At 32.5% G+C, this 19878-nt stretch carries 17 protein-coding genes; 4 read left to right on the forward strand and 13 right to left on the reverse strand.

From position 1 onward, the window contains the following. Nucleotides 1-80: 80 nt before the first annotated feature. The 7 genes from CHRY9293_RS00325 to rpsA all read right to left on the reverse strand — a co-directional run bounded on the left by CHRY9293_RS00325 (nt 81) and on the right by rpsA (nt 10977). Entirely contained in the window at nt 81-1061 is a 981-nt protein-coding gene (locus CHRY9293_RS00325; protein WP_162031236.1) for an EamA family transporter, read from the reverse strand. A 128-nt stretch (nt 1062-1189) separates the two neighbouring features. Next, entirely contained in the window at nt 1190-3790 is a 2601-nt protein-coding gene (locus tag CHRY9293_RS00330; RefSeq protein WP_162031084.1) for a T9SS-dependent M36 family metallopeptidase, read from the reverse strand. Between the two features lie 414 nt (nt 3791-4204). After that, the gene (locus CHRY9293_RS00335) at nt 4205-5440 is read right to left on the reverse strand and encodes an ATP-grasp domain-containing protein (protein ID WP_162031085.1); all 1236 of its coding nucleotides are present in this window, start codon (nt 5438-5440) and stop codon (nt 4205-4207) included. A gap of 83 nt (nt 5441-5523) precedes the next feature. Continuing rightward, entirely contained in the window at nt 5524-6981 is a 1458-nt protein-coding gene (locus CHRY9293_RS00340; protein WP_162031086.1) for an FAD-binding protein, read from the reverse strand. After that, nucleotides 6978-7814, reverse strand: coding sequence for a TauD/TfdA dioxygenase family protein (locus CHRY9293_RS00345; RefSeq protein ID WP_162031087.1), 837 nt, complete (start codon nt 7812-7814; stop codon nt 6978-6980). Before CHRY9293_RS00345 ends, CHRY9293_RS00340 begins: the two co-directional genes overlap by 4 nt. Nucleotides 7815-7847: 33 nt before the next feature. Continuing rightward, nucleotides 7848-8792 carry an L-tyrosine/L-tryptophan isonitrile synthase family protein gene (locus CHRY9293_RS00350; RefSeq protein ID WP_162031088.1) on the reverse strand — a complete coding sequence of 315 codons (945 nt, stop codon included), beginning with the start codon at nt 8790-8792 and terminating at the stop codon, nt 7848-7850. 397 nt (nt 8793-9189) lie between these two features. After that, nucleotides 9190-10977 (reverse strand): 30S ribosomal protein S1, encoded by a 1788-nt coding sequence (gene rpsA, locus CHRY9293_RS00355; RefSeq protein WP_122547734.1) that lies wholly within the window; start codon nt 10975-10977, stop codon nt 9190-9192. Between the two features lie 273 nt (nt 10978-11250). Here rpsA and CHRY9293_RS00360 point away from each other — a divergent pair, with 273 nt between their 5' ends. Then, complete coding sequence (locus CHRY9293_RS00360; RefSeq protein WP_162031089.1) at nt 11251-12558, forward strand: DEAD/DEAH box helicase; 1308 nt, start codon at nt 11251-11253, stop codon at nt 12556-12558. A gap of 55 nt (nt 12559-12613) precedes the next feature. Here CHRY9293_RS00360 and CHRY9293_RS00365 read toward each other — a convergent pair whose 3' ends face one another. Continuing rightward, on the reverse strand, nt 12614-13507 hold the full coding sequence (locus CHRY9293_RS00365; RefSeq protein ID WP_162031090.1) for an SMP-30/gluconolactonase/LRE family protein: 894 nt from the start codon (nt 13505-13507) through the stop codon (nt 12614-12616). A 254-nt stretch (nt 13508-13761) separates the two neighbouring features. Here CHRY9293_RS00365 and CHRY9293_RS00370 point away from each other — a divergent pair, with 254 nt between their 5' ends. Both CHRY9293_RS00370 and CHRY9293_RS00375 read left to right on the forward strand, forming a co-directional pair. Further along, nucleotides 13762-14106: a MerR family transcriptional regulator gene (locus CHRY9293_RS00370; RefSeq protein ID WP_162031091.1), complete on the forward strand. Its 345-nt coding sequence runs from the start codon at nt 13762-13764 to the stop codon at nt 14104-14106. A 140-nt stretch (nt 14107-14246) separates the two neighbouring features. Beyond that, on the forward strand, nt 14247-15281 hold the full coding sequence (locus tag CHRY9293_RS00375; RefSeq protein WP_228455429.1) for a helix-hairpin-helix domain-containing protein: 1035 nt from the start codon (nt 14247-14249) through the stop codon (nt 15279-15281). 138 nt (nt 15282-15419) lie between these two features. Here the strand turns inward: CHRY9293_RS00375 and rluF are convergent, their stop codons facing one another. The 5 genes from rluF to CHRY9293_RS00400 form a co-directional block, all read right to left on the reverse strand. Continuing rightward, nucleotides 15420-16145, reverse strand: coding sequence for a 23S rRNA pseudouridine(2604) synthase RluF (gene rluF, locus CHRY9293_RS00380; protein ID WP_162031093.1), 726 nt, complete (start codon nt 16143-16145; stop codon nt 15420-15422). Next, nucleotides 16123-16854, reverse strand: a complete 732-nt coding sequence (truB, locus tag CHRY9293_RS00385; protein WP_162031094.1) for a tRNA pseudouridine(55) synthase TruB — start codon at nt 16852-16854, stop codon at nt 16123-16125. Before truB ends, rluF begins: the two co-directional genes overlap by 23 nt. Before the next feature lie 17 nt (nt 16855-16871). Continuing rightward, complete coding sequence (locus tag CHRY9293_RS00390) at nt 16872-17690, reverse strand: undecaprenyl-diphosphate phosphatase (protein ID WP_162031095.1); 819 nt, start codon at nt 17688-17690, stop codon at nt 16872-16874. Nucleotides 17691-17776: 86 nt separating this feature from the next. Next, nucleotides 17777-18073 carry a DUF3098 domain-containing protein gene (locus CHRY9293_RS00395; RefSeq protein ID WP_122547741.1) on the reverse strand — a complete coding sequence of 99 codons (297 nt, stop codon included), beginning with the start codon at nt 18071-18073 and terminating at the stop codon, nt 17777-17779. Between the two features lie 2 nt (nt 18074-18075). Further along, nucleotides 18076-18975: a cell division protein FtsX gene (locus tag CHRY9293_RS00400; RefSeq protein ID WP_122636833.1), complete on the reverse strand. Its 900-nt coding sequence runs from the start codon at nt 18973-18975 to the stop codon at nt 18076-18078. 91 nt (nt 18976-19066) lie between these two features. Between CHRY9293_RS00400 and rsmA the strand changes: the two genes are divergently transcribed. Next, nucleotides 19067-19837 (forward strand): 16S rRNA (adenine(1518)-N(6)/adenine(1519)-N(6))-dimethyltransferase RsmA, encoded by a 771-nt coding sequence (rsmA, locus tag CHRY9293_RS00405; RefSeq protein WP_162031096.1) that lies wholly within the window; start codon nt 19067-19069, stop codon nt 19835-19837. Nucleotides 19838-19878: the final 41 nt, after the last annotated feature.

Genomic DNA, 19878 nt, shown 5'->3' on the forward strand with positions numbered 1-19878 from the left:
TTTATTTTTAGATGCTAAAATAAAAAAACCGTCTCAAAAGAAACAGTAATACATGATTATTTTAACTTAATTATAAATTTCTAAGAAACTTCCGCTAATACATATTCTTTTTTTGAAGGTAAGTTCATCAAAACAATTGCAAAAAGAATTAATGCAATTCCTAACCATTGTGTAAGAAAAACATTCTCTCCTAATACCATATATGCGATGGTAACAGAAACAGGAAGCTCCAAGGATGAAACAATACTGCCTAATCCTAGTCCAGCATTTGGAAATCCTATATTAAATAATATCGGAGGTATGATTGTTCCAAACAGAGCAAGTACAAAACCGTACGTCCAAAGAATAGAATAATTAAATGAATGAATATGCGTTGTATTATCTGTAAAATTTAAATAAAAGGATTGTAAATTATCAAAATAAAAAGGTCCTATTTGTGCAAAAAATAAGAATATAAATACAATAATTGCTCCTCCCGACAACATCACCAAACTTTTTCTCAAAACAGGTAAATGATTAGCTATCGTATTGGAAGTAAACATGGTTAAAGTATAAGACCCAGCTGCCATAAGCCCCCAAAAGACACCATGCCAGTCTATCTCAATCTTCTCATTAATAATGTTAGTCGCTAAAATTGTTCCTATTAATACTATAACCACCGAGACTACCTTCCGGCTATTGGGTAATTTCTTAGTGATAAAACTCTCTACTACCACACTGAACCAAACAGATTGCATAAGCAATACAATAGCAATGGAAACATTAATATATTGAACAGCCAAATAATAAAACAAACTTGTTCCTCCTAAAGATGTTCCTGCCAACATAAGCTGCTTTATCTCTTTAGAGCTTGGTGAAGACAAGGCTTTCTTGGAAGTCATCGTTTGGATAAAATTAAGTGTTAAAAGCCCTACTAGTCCCAATAAAAACTGAGAAGTTGTAACTTCCGAAGTGGTATATCCTTCGTTATAAGCCATCTTAACAAACGTCGCTAGCATCCCGTATATACTTGCTCCAACACCTACGAATAAAACGCCTTTCAATATATTCTTCTTCATAATGTATGATTTTTTAAAAAGTCAGCAAAGTTACATATATTAATTTAAATCTTTTAAAAGAATACTATTCATAGATTAATAAAAATAGCCGCAAACAAAGTTTACGGCTATTTTTAATCAATTTTTTAGATCTATTTTTTAATAATGACTTTTGAAGTAGCATCAAAGCCTAGACCTTTTACTCTAATCATATAAGTTCCATTGATTAATTTCTCTGTAGAGATAGCTTTTTTAGTATCAGGAGATATTTTATCCTCTGAAGAAAGCAATTTTCCTGACATATCATAGATTTCAACACTTACTTTTCCCATAGTATTGCTTGGGAAATTAATATAAAATTCATTCTTGGCAGGATTTGGATAGATAGAGATTGTGTTTTTCACTCCTTTCACTTCATCTGTCGCTAATTGCGATAAATTACATTCCGCAGGTACTGCAAAGCTTTCTGTTTGATCATTAATATTTGTTTTTGATCCAGCAGATGCATTTACCCCTAATCCTCTTTTTGCAAAAGCACTCCAAATCATACATTTATCAACTCCTGATGTTGCCGCTAGCTCAGCAGCTAAGATTGCATTTCTTCCATCTACAAATGTAGGATTACACGGTTGCAATTTTAATGCATTTGTAACCAACTGAAGAACCCTTGAACTCCCACTTGTCGTATTTGCCATTACATCTGATGAATATCCATATTTCTCTACATACTTCCAATGAAGATCCCATAACATGGTAGCCCAAATAAATCCAATAGCATGAACATTGGGTACAGTGGAAGATCCACTACTTAATTCTAATCCATTAGTATCTCCATATGTATAATCGTTGACAGAAAAATTAGGAGAATATGCAGCAGGCCTTATACCTTTACCATTAGTTCCTTGTCCTATAGCATAAGTCCCTACTCCTCTAGGAACCAAAGCATTATCTCCAGGTTTATTCGTAAGCATTATAGCAAAGAAATCGGACCACCCCTCTCCCATTTGTTCTTTATCTAAGGATGAATTTAAACAACTATATCCATTTCCTGTTAATCTATTGGATATACCGTGTCCATATTCATGAGTAATAATACCATTATCAAAACTTCCATCTGGCGTAACAGCCGTTGAAGGGTCATTTTTTAAAGTAACATTTACGTTCATATTGGCCGCAATTTGACTTTTAATATAAACACCTTCATCATTCGTAATAAGTATGGAAGGAATAGTAATTGTGGCATCACTTCCACCCATACTTATTAATGCTGAGCCATTAGGTGCATTATTATAAATAATTACGGCTGCTGCTCCTGCATTTTGCGCATTTTTTACCTTTACTGTAAAATTGCAATTTCCTCTTTCTACCAAACCTATTTTACCGGCTAATGAACCTGCAGGCATTGCTGAGCATCCATCAAATATAGCTGGCAAAACAACGTTTGCAGTAACTCCCGTTCCATTAAGAGGGCTTCCAAACTCGGCTTGGCCGATATTAGGATTACGTGGTTGTGCCGAACCTGGTGAATTATAGAAAAACTGTTTATTTATTGTTGACCATAGATACATTTGCATATACGGATTACTTCCATCTGGCGGTGTCCCAAAATTAGCATTATTCAATCCTCCACCATCTTGTCCTTCTGCTTCCACATGATCATTTCCTGTACCTCCACTTCCAAAGTTATTTTTTTGAAAATTTCTTGCTGCTTCCGTAAAGCCAAGTTTATAGAATATATCATGAACTCTATTGTTCATGTAAAATAAATTGGTAATAGCGGCATTTCGATTAGCCAAAGGAGTAGCATTAATACTATAAGAGAAGTTAAAATTCCTAGATGGGCCTCCATCCGGTGAAGATCCTGGTGAATTCTGATTGCCAGAGTCTTCATATGCAAATACATTATTTCCTCTTGTAATGGTATAATGATTTGTCCCATCTGAATGCCATCCTTCAGGAGATGCAGAAAGTATCCATGGGTTACTAAGAATTGATCTGGATCCAAATGTAGGCGCTTCTGTAGGTAAAGCAAACACATTATAGGTAGCGTTATCTGGTGCTAAAAAAGGAATATTTTGTTCACTTACATAAGATTCTGGAATATTATTTTGATGTTCTTCATCCATGTGCTTGTATGCATCACTATGAAAGTTACAAGATAAATTTAAGTTGACTTTATCAATAATAGTTCCATCATTGGCATCTAGTAAGATATTCCATAAGTTTGATGATTTAGGCTCACGAACGATAAATTCGTATGCTAATATTAAATTATTATTATCATTATAATAAACTAACCGTTGCTTGGCTACTTGAGTATTTTCCGGTGATGCGTCATAAAATCCTAGTACCGGATATGAGGAAATACTTTCTTTTTGTAGGTGATCAGCAATCTTTTGAATTGCTGCCACTTTATTCACAGATACATTATTTCCTACGACAGCATTATAATCTTTTAAAAAATTATCAGAATAATATATAATCTCATTATCCTTAATCAGAGCGGATCCGGCAGAATTATAAATAGGAATCCCTTTATACATTTGGTGAAACTTCACCACATTTCCATTTAAGAATTTTGAAGCATCTCTGTTCTCAATTGCAAAATCCATAAGATCATGTTTCTTATATTCATTGATCATATTTTTTGAAATATAATCTTTAATCATAAGATTTTCTGAATTCTGAGATAATAAATAAGATGGGAAAATTGCATGTAATGCTACGCAAATAGGTAAGATTAGTTTTTTCATATATAATATTTTAAGTACTAAAATACAAATTATTCACACTAGTTTGATAAATATCCTATCTTTTTTTTACTAAATCTCTTGAATATTTAAGATTCTATTTTTCAAACAAAAATTCTAAAACAGCCTATATGAAAGCTTATTTTTACTAAACTGCCCCTAAAAATTATAAATATTTTTAGGGGCATTATAAAAAATATGAAGTGTAATTTGGTTTAAAATAAAAATATATTTAATTGAAAATACAGAAAAGATTAAATAAAAACTTCCTATCCGTTATTAATTTCACAATTAATAAATATTTCATAAAAATTTAATCATACAACTAATTTTTATTAATTCAAACATTACATTAATCATTATATACTAAATATCACGCAAACAATATAACATTTATCATTAAAATAATTTTATGATTTAATCTACTTCAGAGATAACCAATTCGGATTCCATATTTCGTATTTTTTCATAATCTGACAAGATAGAATCACGGTCCCCACACAATGCAACCATCCCAATACTTGTTAGAAAATCTTCCGTTTTTGGAACCATATCACCATTTTTAAACCATATATGTTTATTAAATAAGGTCGGTAATTGGGATATTTCAGTTAATACTTCAGAGTTTGAGACAACTCCATTCACTGGTGATTTCAAAAAGACACTCATCATAGGTGTTTTTAGCGTGTACTCTTTTGTCATAACATCTCCATTAACTAATGCCTCTACCAGTTTATCTGCCTGGCTGCTACCCGTCGCTTGTCTAGTATAATTTACAGAAGGTCCTCCACACATTCTTGCTGCTGTTTCTATAAGACGAGGTCCTTTCTCGGTAAGCATAATTTCATTGTGAGCAGCTCCCCAACGAATTCCCATTGCATCTAAACAATTTTTCGTATACTCAAATAATTCTCCATACATTTCTTCATCATAAGGAACAAATTCCACATAATCAATAACCGTTTTACGATCATTAAACCACATTTTATTGTATTTAACTAAATGAGCTAAATAATGTTTCCCGTTCGCAGATACAGTACCCACTGCATATTCAGTCCCTATAGCTTCTTCCTGAACGACAACGGTATCACTAACCACTCCTGTAATTTTAGAAGGTTCTGTTAATATACGGTTGAAAGCTTTTTTCCAATCACCTTTTGCAGGAATGTGAAATACTTTATCACTACCCGCAGAAAGCGGCGGTTTACATATCAATGAAGACTCCTCTAAATCATTTTCTTTAACCCAATCTAATACTTCATTTTCACATGAAGTATTAATCGTTTTAAGGCATGGAACCCCCGATTCATGTAACGTTTTCTGCATAAGAGCTTTATGCTTTCTGTTTAATACTTTCCCTGGATCATTAGCAAATTCAGGAGTTAAGATCGAAGCAAGATGCTCAGCTAACGGAACTGCCTTGTCCGTACCCGGAAGAATGGCAAGCGGATTATATTCTCTAAGAATATCAACAAGATTGGGCTGATCCATAATAATTTCGGTAAAATCCGAAGTTTGGATTTGCGTCCCATAACCAATCCTCTCTATAGATCCAATGGTAACAGCTATTGACGGTATTCCCCACTTTTTAAACGTAGGCGCTAATTCTACCCCCGATGAAAGAGGGTCTATAATAATAACAGGTCTGTTCATATGTTATTTTTTAAATTAAAAAACTCTATTAGTTTAAAGTGACTAAGAAAAAAGAATGTTATTTAGTCTTTTTCTATTATTTATTATATGGCATATATTCTAGCTAAATAATCAAATAAGATCGATTCTACATTTTCCAAAGATGTACAAGATTCAATATATGAATCCGGTCTTACTAAAATTGCTTTATCTTCATAAGGAGTATTATCTGCCCAAAAGTGTGTGGATTGCTTTTGTGAATAAATCTGAATTATTTTTACAAACTCCGGTATATCTAAACTCAACTCTATATCTCCAAAAATCAACAACGTGAAATGTGAATAGTTTAAAATCGAATATAATCGTGTTTCAATACTCCCCTTATACATTTTAAAATCAAATATCCTAGAACCCGATATTCCCTGATCTCCATAGCGAATTCCCATTCCGGTTATACTTCCAGCATATTTCTGTACTGTTTTTACATAGTCCTCCGCATGAGTTCCTTTATTCGAATATTTAGTAGAGCGAACAAGATCACCAGAGGCCTTTATAACACTTTGAGCAATTGGCCTACGTTCATCTTCATAAGTTTGCAAAAGTTCAGTGGGTGCATTAAAGTTAATTACCATATTAAGTTTCCACATAAGATTGAATGCATCCGCAAGGCCTGTATTGAGCCCCTGCCCTCCATTAACCGAGTGAATATGACAAGCGTCACCAGCAAGAAATACCTTCTTATTTACATGGAATTTTTCTGCTACAGATTCTTTAACTGAAAATTGCGAAAACCAAACAACTTCTTTAAATTTTAGTGTATGAGGTTTGATTGCATGATTAATTTTACCAATAACTTCCTCCATACTAAAATCTTTCTTATCCATTCTTACATAAAACCTATCAATTTCTCCTTCACGAGGAATCCAAGCCACGTCTGAAGTATCCGTTTGAAAGGTTATAATTTCTGGTACTTTTGGAAAATCGGTATCTATAATTCCATCAATTACTGCCCATATGAGTTGGGGACGTATAATATCAAATGGTATATTAAAGAGACTTCGAACTTTTGATCGAGATCCATCCGCACCAATAACATAGCTAGACTGAATAATCTCTCCATTTGAAAGACTCGTTACACAACCATCTCTTAAAAACTCAATATTCTCCACTATCGTTAAACGATTAACCCCCGCTTTTCTCTCTTCAAGAATTTCACTCAACAGCTTTTCAACATAAGATTGGCCAAGCATAAGAAAGTGTTTATGTAAACAGCCTTCCAATTCATTCCACCACGTAGATTGCCGGGATGTGAATCTTCCATTACTCCATACGGAGCTTGTATTGCAAGGTTTTCCTAAAGGATAAAGTTCTTTAAATAAATTGACCAATTCAAAGAGTTGCAAAGTACGGGCATTCAAAGCATCAGCCCTACCCACCTCTAAAGGACCTGGAGATTTATCGATAATCATGGTGCGCAAACCACAGATCTGGCCAAGATAAGCACACATTAATCCAACAGGTCCGGCTCCAATAATAATTACATCTACTCGTTGAGTACTCATTTGTATGATTCTAAACCTGGATTTTTAAAAGCAGGTGAGCTATTCACATGCACTCTCTGCAAATGACGAGGAGCATCTTTTGCATATACTTCTCGTCCATGCAAAAGAGTAAAATTGTCGGAGATAACAATATCATTTTTATGCCATGTATGCGCATAATATGCTTGTGGGCTATATAATGATTCTTTTAACTGGAGTTGAATTTCATCTAATTGATTGTCTTCTACTCCTAAAAATTCTATAATAGGTGGATTAATAAAATCAGGAATATCTTTTTCCGGCGGCTCATTGTAACGCATAATCAATTGATCTTTATAGGGATGACGGGTAATGATCGGTGAAGTTGTAGTACTTTCATAAAATTCCATTTTGCGGGTATAACGCACAGTAATCTTTTTCCATAACTCAATCCATTCTACTGGAGATTGATCAATCACTAGAGCTGTATTCGTAAAAGTTGTTCTCCCTCCTTGATCTAAATTCGGAGAGTCTACACAATGAAAAATTTGATATTCCGGAACTTCGGGTCTATACATACCATCCCAATGTAAAGGCACATAATTATTATCAAAAATATGATCTTCAGGATTGTTTTGTCTTACTAGCTCCAGAACTTTTCCAAATGGCCATACACTTATTTCTCCCCAACGTTCACAATAGTTTGCAAAATCATGTGCTGAACAAAATGTCCTAAATCCCCGGATGACTACAAGTTTTTCTTCATCTACGTACTTTTTTAAAAGTTCGGTACTGAGCTTTTCAATATGATAATCTGCATTATCCGCTTCTATTAGGATTCCAAATGGTTTGAGATGGGTAATTTTATATTTCATTCTTATTTAAAATTGATCAGGATAAGCATTGATTTACAGTATATAATAATCCGGTTGGGCATTTTCATTATATACTAATTGGGCTTTTAGTTTTTCAGCTTCAAATCGCTTGACAAACATAATTTTGCCCTTTATATTTAAGGCAACCCCATGCCACGGAGTTATTGAACTTTCATTTGACAATTTTATTCCTATTTTTACATCGCCACATGTTTGAGGATGAATGGAGAGTCGTACATGTTCAGGAAAATTTTGGGCGATAAAATCACTCCAGGCATTACTTAATTGGATTACACTATACGCTCTTTTTTTAGCATCTTTTTGAATTTCGGTTCTAGATTTTGGCTGTCCCGGATACAGTGAATCTTCAAATAAAAATTTTGTAATACTCCTATACATACGGTTAGCTTCTTTATCTTCTCTAGATCCATATTCATTAATACCACGGGAAACCTTTTCTTTTAATAAAGAAATAGGCTTTCCAAAACTTTTCATTAAATCATGCCTCATACTCTCAAAATCATCTCCTCCATACAACTGATCTAAATGAAATGTTGATATATATGTAAGTTCAAGCTTTCTAATTATTGAATCCAACTCCTTTTGATAGGAGGTAATATCCGAATCTTTCATTCCTATCACATTACTGAATACCCTACCATCTGAGCATATCAATATGCGCGCTCCTGGAGAGTATATTTTTTGTATGGATTTACATAAATCATTTAGAAATTGTAATGAATATCGTTCTGCCATATCCGGCAATGGTCCTAAGACTTTTTGAGGATTAGGAGATTTACCCGGAAATGCAGGTAATACAAACAAAATAGGTTCGCTCTTTTCTATCGAATTGATAATCTTGGAAATGTGAGGTTCATAACAACTATTACAGGGTATATTACAGTATATGGACTCATCCTCTTTTGTAATACGAAACTGCATAACATTTGCCAGAATATCATATGCTATATCACGCACTAATTTTTTATTTATAGAGCATGTATTATGTGTTATTTTTTTGTTTAGCATATAAGGGTTTTGATTTTGGGTATTTACAATTCCAAATAGTACATAGAAGTATTGACTATTTACCAACATTCTTCATAGAATGATTTGATAGAAATTAATAGTATATCCATAATTAACTTTCAAAATACTATTATAAACTTTAGCTGATTATTTCTACGTTCCATGGAAACTTCCCCGTTAGTATATCATGATTTTCTTCTAAATTCAACAGCCAAAAATACATATTTTATATCACTATTTAATGAATTAAAATGCAATAAATAGTATGCAACAAGTAACAACTCTTATAAGTGCATAAAAAAAGGCTGTCCTTTTGGGACAGCCTCGGTTCTTATATAGTTGAAGATTATTTACCTTCTTCCATTTTTCTTTTCAATTCTGCTAATGCATCGATATCTCCAAGAGTAGATCTTTCTTCATTATTTGATGAAGACCCTACATTTTTAGAAACTTCTCTTGCATTTTTCTTTTCCTCATCTCTGAAGATTCCAGTGTGAGATACTACTACTCTCTTGAATTCTTTATTGAATTCAATTACTTTAAAGTCAGCTTCTTCACCTTTCTTGATTTTAGATCCATCTTCTTTCTCTAATAATCTTGAAGGACAGAATGCTTCTACTTCAACATCTTCAAATTGAACAGAAGCTCCTTTATCGTGAACTTCTACTGCTTTACCAGCGTGTATTGTTCCTTCAGCATATTTAGTTTCAAATGTATCCCATGGATTTTCAGTCAATTGCTTATGACCTAAAGATAATCTTCTTGCTTGAATATCCAATTCAAGAACGGTAACATCCAGTTTATCACCTACTGCACAGAACTCAGACGGGTGCTTGATTTTCTTAGTCCAAGAAAGATCAGAAATGTAGATTAGACCATCAATTCCCTCTTCTAACTCAACAAATACTCCGAAGTTAGTAAAGTTTCTTACAGTACCTACATGCTTAGATCCTACAGGATATTTAGCTTCAATATTTTCCCATGGATCTTTAGATAATTGCTTAATACCAAGAGATATTTTTCTTTCTTCTCTATCTAAAGTTAATACTTCAGCCTCTACTTCATCTCCTACTTTTACAAAATCACCAGCAGATCTCAAGTGAGTAGACCAAGACATTTCAGAAACGTGGATTAGACCTTCTACACCTGGAGCAATTTCTACAAATGCACCATAATCAGCAAGAACTACTACTTTTCCTTTTACCTTATCTCCTACTTTAAGGTCAGCAGAAAGCGCATCCCATGGATGTGGCTCTAACTGCTTCATACCCAATTGGATTCTTGTTTTCTCATCATCAAAATCAAGGATTACAACTTTTACAGTTTGTCCGTCCTCCAGGATTTCAGATGGGTGATTTACTCTAGACCAAGAAAGATCCGTAATATGGATCAATCCATCTACTCCACCTAAGTCAATGAACACACCGTAAGAAGTAATATTCTTAACAGTACCTTCAAGAACTTGTCCTTTCTCTAATTGAGAAATGATTTCTTTTTTCTGACCTTCGATATCTGCTTCGATCAATGCTTTGTGAGATACTACTACGTTTTTGAATTCAGGGTTGATTTTCACAACTTTGAACTCCATAGTTTTTCCTACGAACTGATCGTAATCTTTGATTGGCTTAACGTCAATTTGAGAACCTGGTAAGAATGCTTCGATTCCATGAACGTCAACAATCATACCTCCTTTAGTTCTAGACTTAACAAAACCGTTAACGATTTCACCTGTTTCGTGAAGTTCGTTTACTTTATCCCAAGCTTTAAGTGTTCTTGCTTTTTTGTGAGATAATTGTAGCTGACCAGTTTTGTCTTCTCTTTTATCAACCATTACTTCTACTTCATCACCTACCTGAAGACCTTGGTTGTAACGGAATTCGTTCAAAGAGATTACACCTTCTGATTTGAAGTTGATATCAACGATAGCTTCTTTATCAGTTAATCTTACAACTTTACCAATTAGAACGTCGTTATCGTCTAAGTTATTTAAAGAACCATTATAGATTTCTTCTAAATCACTTTTCTCTTTTCTAGCATCAGCATCAAGACCCGATTCGAAAGAATCCCAGTCAAATTGTTCAGGTGCTACGTTTTGGTTTAATAATAATTCTGCTGAATTTGTCTCTTTTGACATAATTCTAATAAAATTTGTATTCCTTCTCTTCCAACGGTTTGAATAAATGTGGATTGAAAAATACGGAAGTTATTAATATTTAATATTTTACTATTTCAAACCTTTCCCACAAAAAGTGGGTGCAAAGATACTGAATTTATTTAAGATAAACAACAGATTTAAAGCCATTAAGATTCGCTCCTACTCATTAAAAATCAATAATCCCATAAAAATCTGTAATTATTATAATTTGTGTTTTTAATCCTAAGCCTCTAAATTTATTACCTTTGCAGGATGGAATTACAGTCAATCTACAAAAAATTGCAGATTCAGGATATGAATCAGATGCAAAAAACTACCTATAAAGCCACTGAAAACCAAAATGACGTTGTTCTACTTTCTCCCACAGGTTCAGGTAAAACATTAGCATTTTTATTTCCTATTCTTAGAAACTTGGAAAAAAACAGAACAGGAATTCAGACTTTGATTTTAGTTCCAGCAAGAGAATTAGCATTACAAATTGAACAGGTTTTCAAAACCATGGGAACAGAATATAAAGTTTCTGTTTGCTACGGCGGTCATGATAAAAAAATTGAGATGAATAATCTGATTGAAGCTCCGGCTGTCCTCATTGGAACCCTGGGAAGAATTGTTTATCATTTACGTAATAATAATTTCGATCCTACAACAATTCAAACATTAGTTTTGGATGAATTCGATAAAGCTTTAGAGCTTGGATTTCATGATGATATGGAATATATTATTCGTTCTTTAAAAAATATATCGCAAAGAGTTCTTACTTCCGCAACTGCGATGGATAAAATTCCAACATTTACCGGATTAAAAAATGAAAAGACGATTGATTTTTTAAAATTAGCTGAAGTGAAGCCTGATATTCAGTTAAAAAAAGTCATCACAACCTCCGAAGAAAAACTGGATACACTCTTTCATTTAATTTGCAAAATCGGAAATAAAAGAACTTTAATTTTCTGTAATCACCGTGATGCTGTAGATCGCATTTCTGAATTGCTAAGACAAAAAGGAATTGACAGAGAAACATTTCACGGAGGAATGGAACAGGATGAAAGGGAACGTGCTCTGTTAAAATTTAGAAATGACTCCGCAAGAGTATTAATAACCACCGATTTGGCAGCAAGGGGACTAGATATTCCCGAAGTCGAATCGATTGTTCATTACCAATTACCTCCTAAAGAAGATGCTTTTATCCATAGAAACGGTCGTACTGCAAGGATGAATGCAAAAGGTTTTGTTTATTTAATTATGACCGAAGAAGAAAATTTTCCTTTTATTAAAAATACTATTCCTGAGGAAAACGTTACGGACTTCAATAATGCTCCGGAAAAAACACCTTTCCAAACCTTATATATTAGTGCCGGAAAAAAAGATAAAGTAAACAAAGTAGATATTGTTGGCTATCTTATTAAAAAAGGAGAGCTTCAAAAAGAAGACATTGGCTTAATTGAAGTAAAAGATACCAGTTCTTATGTAGCGGTTTCAAGAAAAAAAATAAATCATATCCTTAAAAAATTAAGTAACGAAAAATTGAAAGGGAAAAAAATAAAAATGGAAGTAGCTTATTAAAATTATAATAAATTGAGGATAAGACCTATTAAAAATCTCATCCTCAATTTCCTATTTATTTAACACCGCTTACCTTAGTGGGTAACGTATATACTGATTTCGAGGCGGTAATAAATAAAATATCATGATGCTTCCCTCCAAACGTTATATTTGAAGTCCATTTTTCAGGAATAGGAATATGATAGATTTTTTTACCCTCTCTGTTAAACACATGTACTCCATCACCTGTAAGATATAAATTTCCATGTTTATCCAGGGCCATTCCATCTGAACCCATTTCACAAAATAGTTTTCTTTCAGATAATTTTCCTTCTCCCAGAATATCATACACATATGTTTTTTTCGCCTCAATATCTGAAACATACAACTTCCTAAATTTCTCACTTCCAACAATTCCATTGGGCTGAATAAAAGTTTCCAATTTTGTAATTTTCCCTGCCTTATTCATATAATAAAGACTTCTATTGGGAATCTCTTGCTTAAAATTAACCCAATACTCTCTTTCATATAAGGGATCTGTAAAATACATTCCTCCCAAAGAATCGTTCCATACATCATTAGGTCCGTTCAACCTCTTACCTTCAAAATTATTCAGTACAACCTGAATCTTTTTGTCTTTGGAAATTTTCCAAATTTCACCGTGATCATCAGAACAAGTTATCAAATTATCATCTTTATCAAAATGAGCCCCATTCGCTCTTCCGGTCTTATCTAAAAACTCAATGATTGTATTGGTTTTCCAATCCCAATAATAAATCTTATCATTTGGTTGATCCGTAAAGTAGACATTTCCATCTTCATCCGAAGCTGGACCTTCTGTAAAACTAAATTTATCAGAGATTCTTTCCGGCTGTACACCATTATAAAACATATCATTATAATTTATTGATTTGCAATTTAATAATACTAAAATCAAACCAAACCAATTTAGGCTGAAAATATTTTTCATACGATGAACTTTTAAGTAAGATATACTCTACAATATATAAAATCAAATATAAAAAGTTGTTCTTACAGAATATGCAATAATACTATCAATAAAACAGTAATATTTACGCATAATGTTATGAATATATGCAAGAAAATCATCTAACATTTTGACTGATTTTCATTCATTTTTATGAGATTGCAAACAAATATTTTACTACCTCTGTTTGTAATAAATTTTAAAAAATCTCTATATTTGGGTTTTTGATTCGAAAAATGAAGATAAATTTACCCGATAAGCTATATTATTCCATTGGAGAAGTCGCGAGAGCATTTGACGTAAACACTTCATTAATACGTTATTGGGAACAAGAATTCCCTATTATTAAGCCTAAAAAAAATAAAAAAGGCAATCGATACTTCACCCCTGAAGACATAAAAAATCTTCAGATAATTTATCATTTAGTTAAAGAAAAGGGATATACTCTTGATGGGGCTCGGATTGCTCTTACGACCAATAATAAAATCTCTGAGACGGTTACTTTGATTGATAGATTAGAGTTTATAAAAGCTGAACTTTTAAAACTTAAAGAATCCTTGGTAGAAAAGGACAGTGAATAATATAAAAAATTATCTGAATCGGTCATTCAAATTTATTTTACCAACTTGATCTCCTTACTTTTTCTGAAGATCATATCAAAATTTAATTTTAGCCATTCATCATTTGAAAAGCATAATTTTATTATTAAGTTTACCGCATGATGAAAAAGAGCTATTACCAAAAGATAGCCGGATTAGGAATATTGCTCATTATTATATTTGCATTTCAAAAATATTCGGGTAGAGAAAAAGAGGACTTTTCCAATATAAAATTCATTTCAAAAGAGATCTCATCCCTCCATGTATCGAAATTTAATCCTAATGATTTAGATGACGAGCAATGGCAAAAATTAGGCTTTTCTGAAAAACAAGCCGTTACAATTCTCAATTATAAAAAAATAGTGGGAGGAAAATTTGTTTCTAAAGAACAACTTAAGAAGTGTTTTGCTATTTCTAATGAAAAATTTTTAGAATTAGAATCTTATATTTTACTTCCTGAAACTCATAAAAAAACAACTCCTGAGACCTCTTCTAAACAAACAAAGCAGCATATTCAATACTATTACTTTGATCCTAATACATTAGATACCAATGGTTGGGAAAATTTAGGTTTTACTCAGAATCAGGCGAAAGTGATTATTAATTACCGCGATAAAAATTTACACGGAAGCTTTAAAAATATAGAAGAAATCCAAAAGTGTTTTGTTATTTCTACTGAGAAATTCAACGAGCTAAAACCCTACATAAAACTAAGCCCATTAAAAATCAATTCTTCTGAGACTCCAAAGGCAGAATTAAAACAAGAAAAAACTGATTTTTCAAAACTTGACCTCAATATTGCTACTTTTAGACAGTTACTAGAATTTGGTTTAGATGAAAAAAGCGCAGGTTCTATTATTGGTTTTAGAAAGAAATTAGGGGGATTTATGAACAAGCAACAAATATTAGATACTTATAACATAGATAAAGAGCTCGTTCAAAAATTAATTTCTATTGCACAGCTCAACAGTTCGAACATTACAAAATATACATTAGTAGATGCTCCGGAAGAATGGCTTAAAAATCATCCGTATTTTAAATACTCGGCTGATAAGATTATTTTTTATCGAATAAGCAATCCAGACGATGATAAAATATGGAAATTACTAAAAATAAAACCCGAATATGAATCAAGGATGAAGCTTTATTTAAAATAGCTTACTTCCTATATATAGCCAAAAGACGAATTATTCACGGCAAACTACATACTCCAAGCAGAAAAAATAGTAATCTTAGACATTGAATATAAAAGCACCAAAATTTTTAAATACCCCTGCTGCTTTTTCATCTAAAAATTAGTCTATTGTTTTGCTAGAATCTTTTAATAATGTATTCAAAGTAGAAATTTCTTCAGTTGTCAAATCCCTCCATTTACCAACAGGCAGATCCAATTTAATATTCATAATACGAATTCTTTTCAATTTTTTCACTTCATATCCCAGATACTCACACATTCTTCGGATTTGTCGATTAAGTCCTTGTGTAAGAACAATTCTGAAATTCATCTCATCAATTTTTTCAACTTCGCACTTCTTCGTTATTGTATCCAAAATAGGAACTCCATTTCGCATTTTTTCTAAAAACCTTGGATTTATAGGTTTATCAACCCTTACCAAATATTCTTTTTCGTGATTGTTTTTTGCTCTTAAAATTTTATTCACAATGTCACCATCGCTCGTTAGGAGGATCAATCCTTCGCTAGGCTTATCCAATCTACCAATGGGAAAAATTCTCTTTGGGTGATTAATATAATCTACGATGTTGTTTTTTTCACGTTTAGTATCCGTTGTACAAACAATACCTACCGGTTTATTAAAAGCAATATATACGTGACTTTCTTGTGGTTCACGAATAGGCTTACCATCTACTTCAACCTTATCTTCATCCGAAACTTTTGTTCCTAATTCCGGAATTTTCCCGTTGATAGTAATTCTACCTTCTTCTAATAATTTATCCGCAGCCCTTCTAGAGCAATAACCTACTTCTGATAAATATTTATTAATACGTGTCTTCTCCTGCATCAATACAACTTGTTAAAGTTTCAAATCTAAAATCATTTTCAAGAAAATCAGAAGTTGCATTTTGAATTGTATACTCTCCGATCTTTGTGCGTCTTAATTGTGTTAAATAAGCTCCTACATTTAGTTCTTGGCCTATGTCATGGGCTAAGCTCCTAATGTAAGTTCCTTTTGAGCATCCTACTGTAAAGCTTACCAATGGGAAGTCAATATGTATGTCTTTAATATAGAAAATAGTTGTTTTTCTAGATTTCATTTCAACTTCTTCTCCGGCTCTGGCTAAATCATAAGCCCTTTTTCCATCAATTTTTATAGCCGAAAATACAGGAGGTTTTTGATCAATTTCTCCGATAAACTTATCTAGGACCTTCAACACTTGTTCTTCCGAAACAGTTGATATATCTTGAGGCAATATTTCCGGTTTTTCAGTATCATAAGATTCTGTTTGCACTCCAATTTTAATTTCTGTCCTATATTCCTTTGGAGCATCCTGTATCTCCGGAATTTTTTTAGTGAATTTACCACAACAGACAATCAAAAGCCCTGTTGCTCTTGGATCTAAAGTTCCAGCATGTCCAATTTTAAATTTCTTAGGAAGATTAAATTCTCTTTTAAGCTTATACTTCATCTTGTTGACTGCCTGAAAAGAAGTCCAGTCCAAAGGTTTATCTAGTAAAAATATATGCCCTGATTGTAATTCTTCAGCAGTCATGAATCAATTATATGTTTTTATTTAAAGAAATAAAAATAAATGAGTAAAGCTACTCCAACGAAAATACGATACCACCCCCAAGGTTTAAAACCATATTTATTTAAGAGTTCAATAAATGCTTTAATAGCTATTAAAGCAACAATAAATGCCACTACATTCCCAATAATAAAAATCATAATATGATCCTGAGAAGCTAAAATCATTTCATATCCTTTCTGAGGATTTCCTGTTTCTTTACCCCATGTTTTTAAGAACACAGAATACACAGTAACGGCTAACATCGTAGGAACGGCTAAAAAGAAAGAAAATTCAGCTGCAGCTTTCCTTGTTAACCCTTGTGCCATCCCTCCAATAATGGAAGCAGCACTTCGGCTTGTTCCCGGCATCATGGCTAAACATTGCCAAAAACCTATTATAAATGCTTTTTTTATGGTAATTCCTTTCTCATCATCAATTTGTGGATTTTTAAACCACTGATCAGCAAAAAGCAAAATAACCCCGCCTACAACCAAAACCGATGAAATAGCGATTTGATTTCCTAAAATAGCCTCTATTTTATCATCAAACAAATATCCTAAAACCAATGCTGGTACAACTGCAAAAGCAAGCTTAAAATAAAATTGAAGGTTATTGAGATCAAAGAATTTTTTCCAATAGGCTACCACAACTGACAAAATCGCTCCAAACTGAATGGAAACCTGAAACATTTTCAAAAATTCATCTTCTGGTAAGCCTAATAAATTAGCTGTAAAACCCATATGAGCAGTAGAAGAAATAGGAAGGTATTCTGTTAGCCCTTCTATAATGGCAATAATAATTGCTTTGATTACATCCATAATATATTAAAATGTAAAGATTAAGAAACTATAAAACTCAGATCCATCTGAATTTCAATTTCTTAATCTTTAAAATAAATTTATTGTTATTTTCTTTTTAAAATTGCATATACTTCAATAACAAAACCAGTAACGACCAATAATGGTGCTATTCTGATTCTTCGAATAGAAAAAATCCCTTCATTCCAAGAGTTTGGATTAAATTTTCCATCTACTGTATTGGCATCAGATCCCATCATTAAAAGAAAACCTAATACGATACATACCAAACCTATCAGCATCCATTTAAAATTTTCACGCCCAAAATAAAAATTATTTACTTCCGGTGTCGCTGTATCTTTACCAAAATCTGATGCAGAAAATTTATTTGTTTTTTTGTTCATATTTAAGAGTAATATAAATCATCAACGTTTGTTTTTAAGAATCTCCATGTAGCAATTACTGTACTTAAAACTGTAATAAAGATTCCCACACATAATACCAGTAAAACAAGCCAGAAATATTGTTGACTATCCTGAACAAATACAGAGCCTATTTGACTAGTGAAATAATACCAAACTCCGAATAAGGTCAAAAGTCCAATAGCAGCTCCAATAGCCCCTAATACTATAGCTTCTATAATAAAAGGTTTTAGGATAAATCTTCTTTTTGCCCCTACCAATTGCATGGTTTTAATAATAAATCTTTTTGAAAATATTTTAAGACGAATTGAGTTATTAATTAAAACTACTGCAAGAATTAAAAATAAAATAGAAAATCCAAGTATCCATTTTAAAATCCGGCTAAGGTTATTATAAACATCAACCATTAAAGTGCTATCATTTTTCACATCAATAATTCCAGGCACTGATTTAATGATTTTAATTGCTTCATCGATTTTGGTTGGATCTACATACTCGGGTTTCAAGGCAATTTCTATAGAGGAAGGAAAAATATTTTCTTCAAAAAGAGCATCACTATCAATTCCCATACTTTTTTTAGCTTCTTTAGCCGCCATCTCTCTAGAAATATAAGTCGCTTTCTTTACAGGCGCCAAAGTCTGGATTTCTTTAAAAGTTTCTGCTTCCATTTTCGCAATTTTCACAGAATCTTTAGCATCATAATTTTCATCAAAGTAAGCATTTACTACCAGCTGTTCTTTGATATAATCAGAATATTTTTGGGCATTAATTAGAATAAGTCCCATTAACCCTAACAAAAATAACACTAAGGCAATACTTATTACTACTGTAATATTGCTAGACCGAAGTCTTTTCTTATTAAATTCATCTACAGATTTAGCCATTAATATTAAAATTTTTGGCTAAAATAGAAAAAAACTTCCGAAATTTGTGACGTAAAAAAGAAAAATCACTGTTAATAAAATCATAAAAACATTGAGTGTAAAAGCAAAAAAACATCTTGGTCAACATTTTTTGACTGATGAAAATATCGCAAGGAAAATTGTAGAAGGCTTAAGCTTTGAAGGATACAACGATATAATGGAAGTCGGCCCCGGTATGGGAGTCCTCACTAAATACCTTCTAGAAAAAGACCACAAAACATATCTTGCAGAAATAGATAACGAGTCGATAGAGTATTTAAAAAATAATTATTCAAAAATTACTCAAGATAATTTTGTTGGAGATTTTTTGAAACAAGACTTTGGCTTTATTCAACGCGAACAAATAGCTATTATTGGTAACTTTCCCTATAATATATCCTCTCAAATACTATTTAAGATCATTGATCACTATGATATAATTCCTGAGATGGTTGGTATGTTTCAAAAAGAAGTTGCCGAGAGAACCGCAGCCGTTCCGAGAACAAAGGACTATGGTATTCTTTCAGTTTTGGTACAAGCCTATTATGATGTATCATATCTGTTTACAGTTCATGAAAATGTATTCAATCCTCCTCCAAAAGTTAAATCTGGAGTAATTAAATTGACCAGAAACCCAAAAGAAGGTTTAGCAGGTAATGAAATACTATTTAAACAAATTGTAAAAACCGGATTTAATCAGAGAAGAAAAAAACTTTCCAACGCATTGAAACCTTTGAATATTCCCGAAAATTTGAAAGATCATATCTTCTTAGATAAAAGAGCCGAAGAACTGAGTGTCTTAGACTTTATAGCCTTCACCCAACTTTGGAAAGAAAGCCTATAACTATCTAAAAAAAGCCTTTCAATTGAAAGGTTTTTTTTAGA

This window comes from Chryseobacterium potabilaquae, from assembly GCF_902728265.1.
Lineage (GTDB): Bacteria > Bacteroidota > Bacteroidia > Flavobacteriales > Weeksellaceae > Chryseobacterium > Chryseobacterium potabilaquae.

Excerpts from the sequence above, each read along its gene's own strand:
- CHRY9293_RS00330 (WP_162031084.1), bottom strand. The coding sequence starts at position 3,790 with ATGAAAAAACTAATCTTACCTATTTGCGTAGCATTACATGCAATTTTC.
- CHRY9293_RS00335 (WP_162031085.1), bottom strand. The coding sequence starts at position 5,440 with ATGAACAGACCTGTTATTATTATAGACCCTCTTTCATCGGGGGTAGAA.
- CHRY9293_RS00340 (WP_162031086.1), bottom strand. The coding sequence starts at position 6,981 with ATGAGTACTCAACGAGTAGATGTAATTATTATTGGAGCCGGACCTGTT.
- CHRY9293_RS00345 (WP_162031087.1), bottom strand. The coding sequence starts at position 7,814 with ATGAAATATAAAATTACCCATCTCAAACCATTTGGAATCCTAATAGAA.
- rpsA (WP_122547734.1), bottom strand. The coding sequence starts at position 10,977 with ATGTCAAAAGAGACAAATTCAGCAGAATTATTATTAAACCAAAACGTA.
- CHRY9293_RS00360 (WP_162031089.1), top strand. The coding sequence starts at position 11,251 with ATGGAATTACAGTCAATCTACAAAAAATTGCAGATTCAGGATATGAAT.
- CHRY9293_RS00365 (WP_162031090.1), bottom strand. The coding sequence starts at position 13,507 with ATGAAAAATATTTTCAGCCTAAATTGGTTTGGTTTGATTTTAGTATTA.
- CHRY9293_RS00370 (WP_162031091.1), top strand. The coding sequence starts at position 13,762 with ATGAAGATAAATTTACCCGATAAGCTATATTATTCCATTGGAGAAGTC.
- CHRY9293_RS00375 (WP_228455429.1), top strand. The coding sequence starts at position 14,247 with ATGAAAAAGAGCTATTACCAAAAGATAGCCGGATTAGGAATATTGCTC.
- rluF (WP_162031093.1), bottom strand. The coding sequence starts at position 16,145 with ATGCAGGAGAAGACACGTATTAATAAATATTTATCAGAAGTAGGTTAT.
- truB (WP_162031094.1), bottom strand. The coding sequence starts at position 16,854 with ATGACTGCTGAAGAATTACAATCAGGGCATATATTTTTACTAGATAAA.
- CHRY9293_RS00390 (WP_162031095.1), bottom strand. The coding sequence starts at position 17,690 with ATGGATGTAATCAAAGCAATTATTATTGCCATTATAGAAGGGCTAACA.
- CHRY9293_RS00395 (WP_122547741.1), bottom strand. The coding sequence starts at position 18,073 with ATGAACAAAAAAACAAATAAATTTTCTGCATCAGATTTTGGTAAAGAT.
- CHRY9293_RS00400 (WP_122636833.1), bottom strand. The coding sequence starts at position 18,975 with ATGGCTAAATCTGTAGATGAATTTAATAAGAAAAGACTTCGGTCTAGC.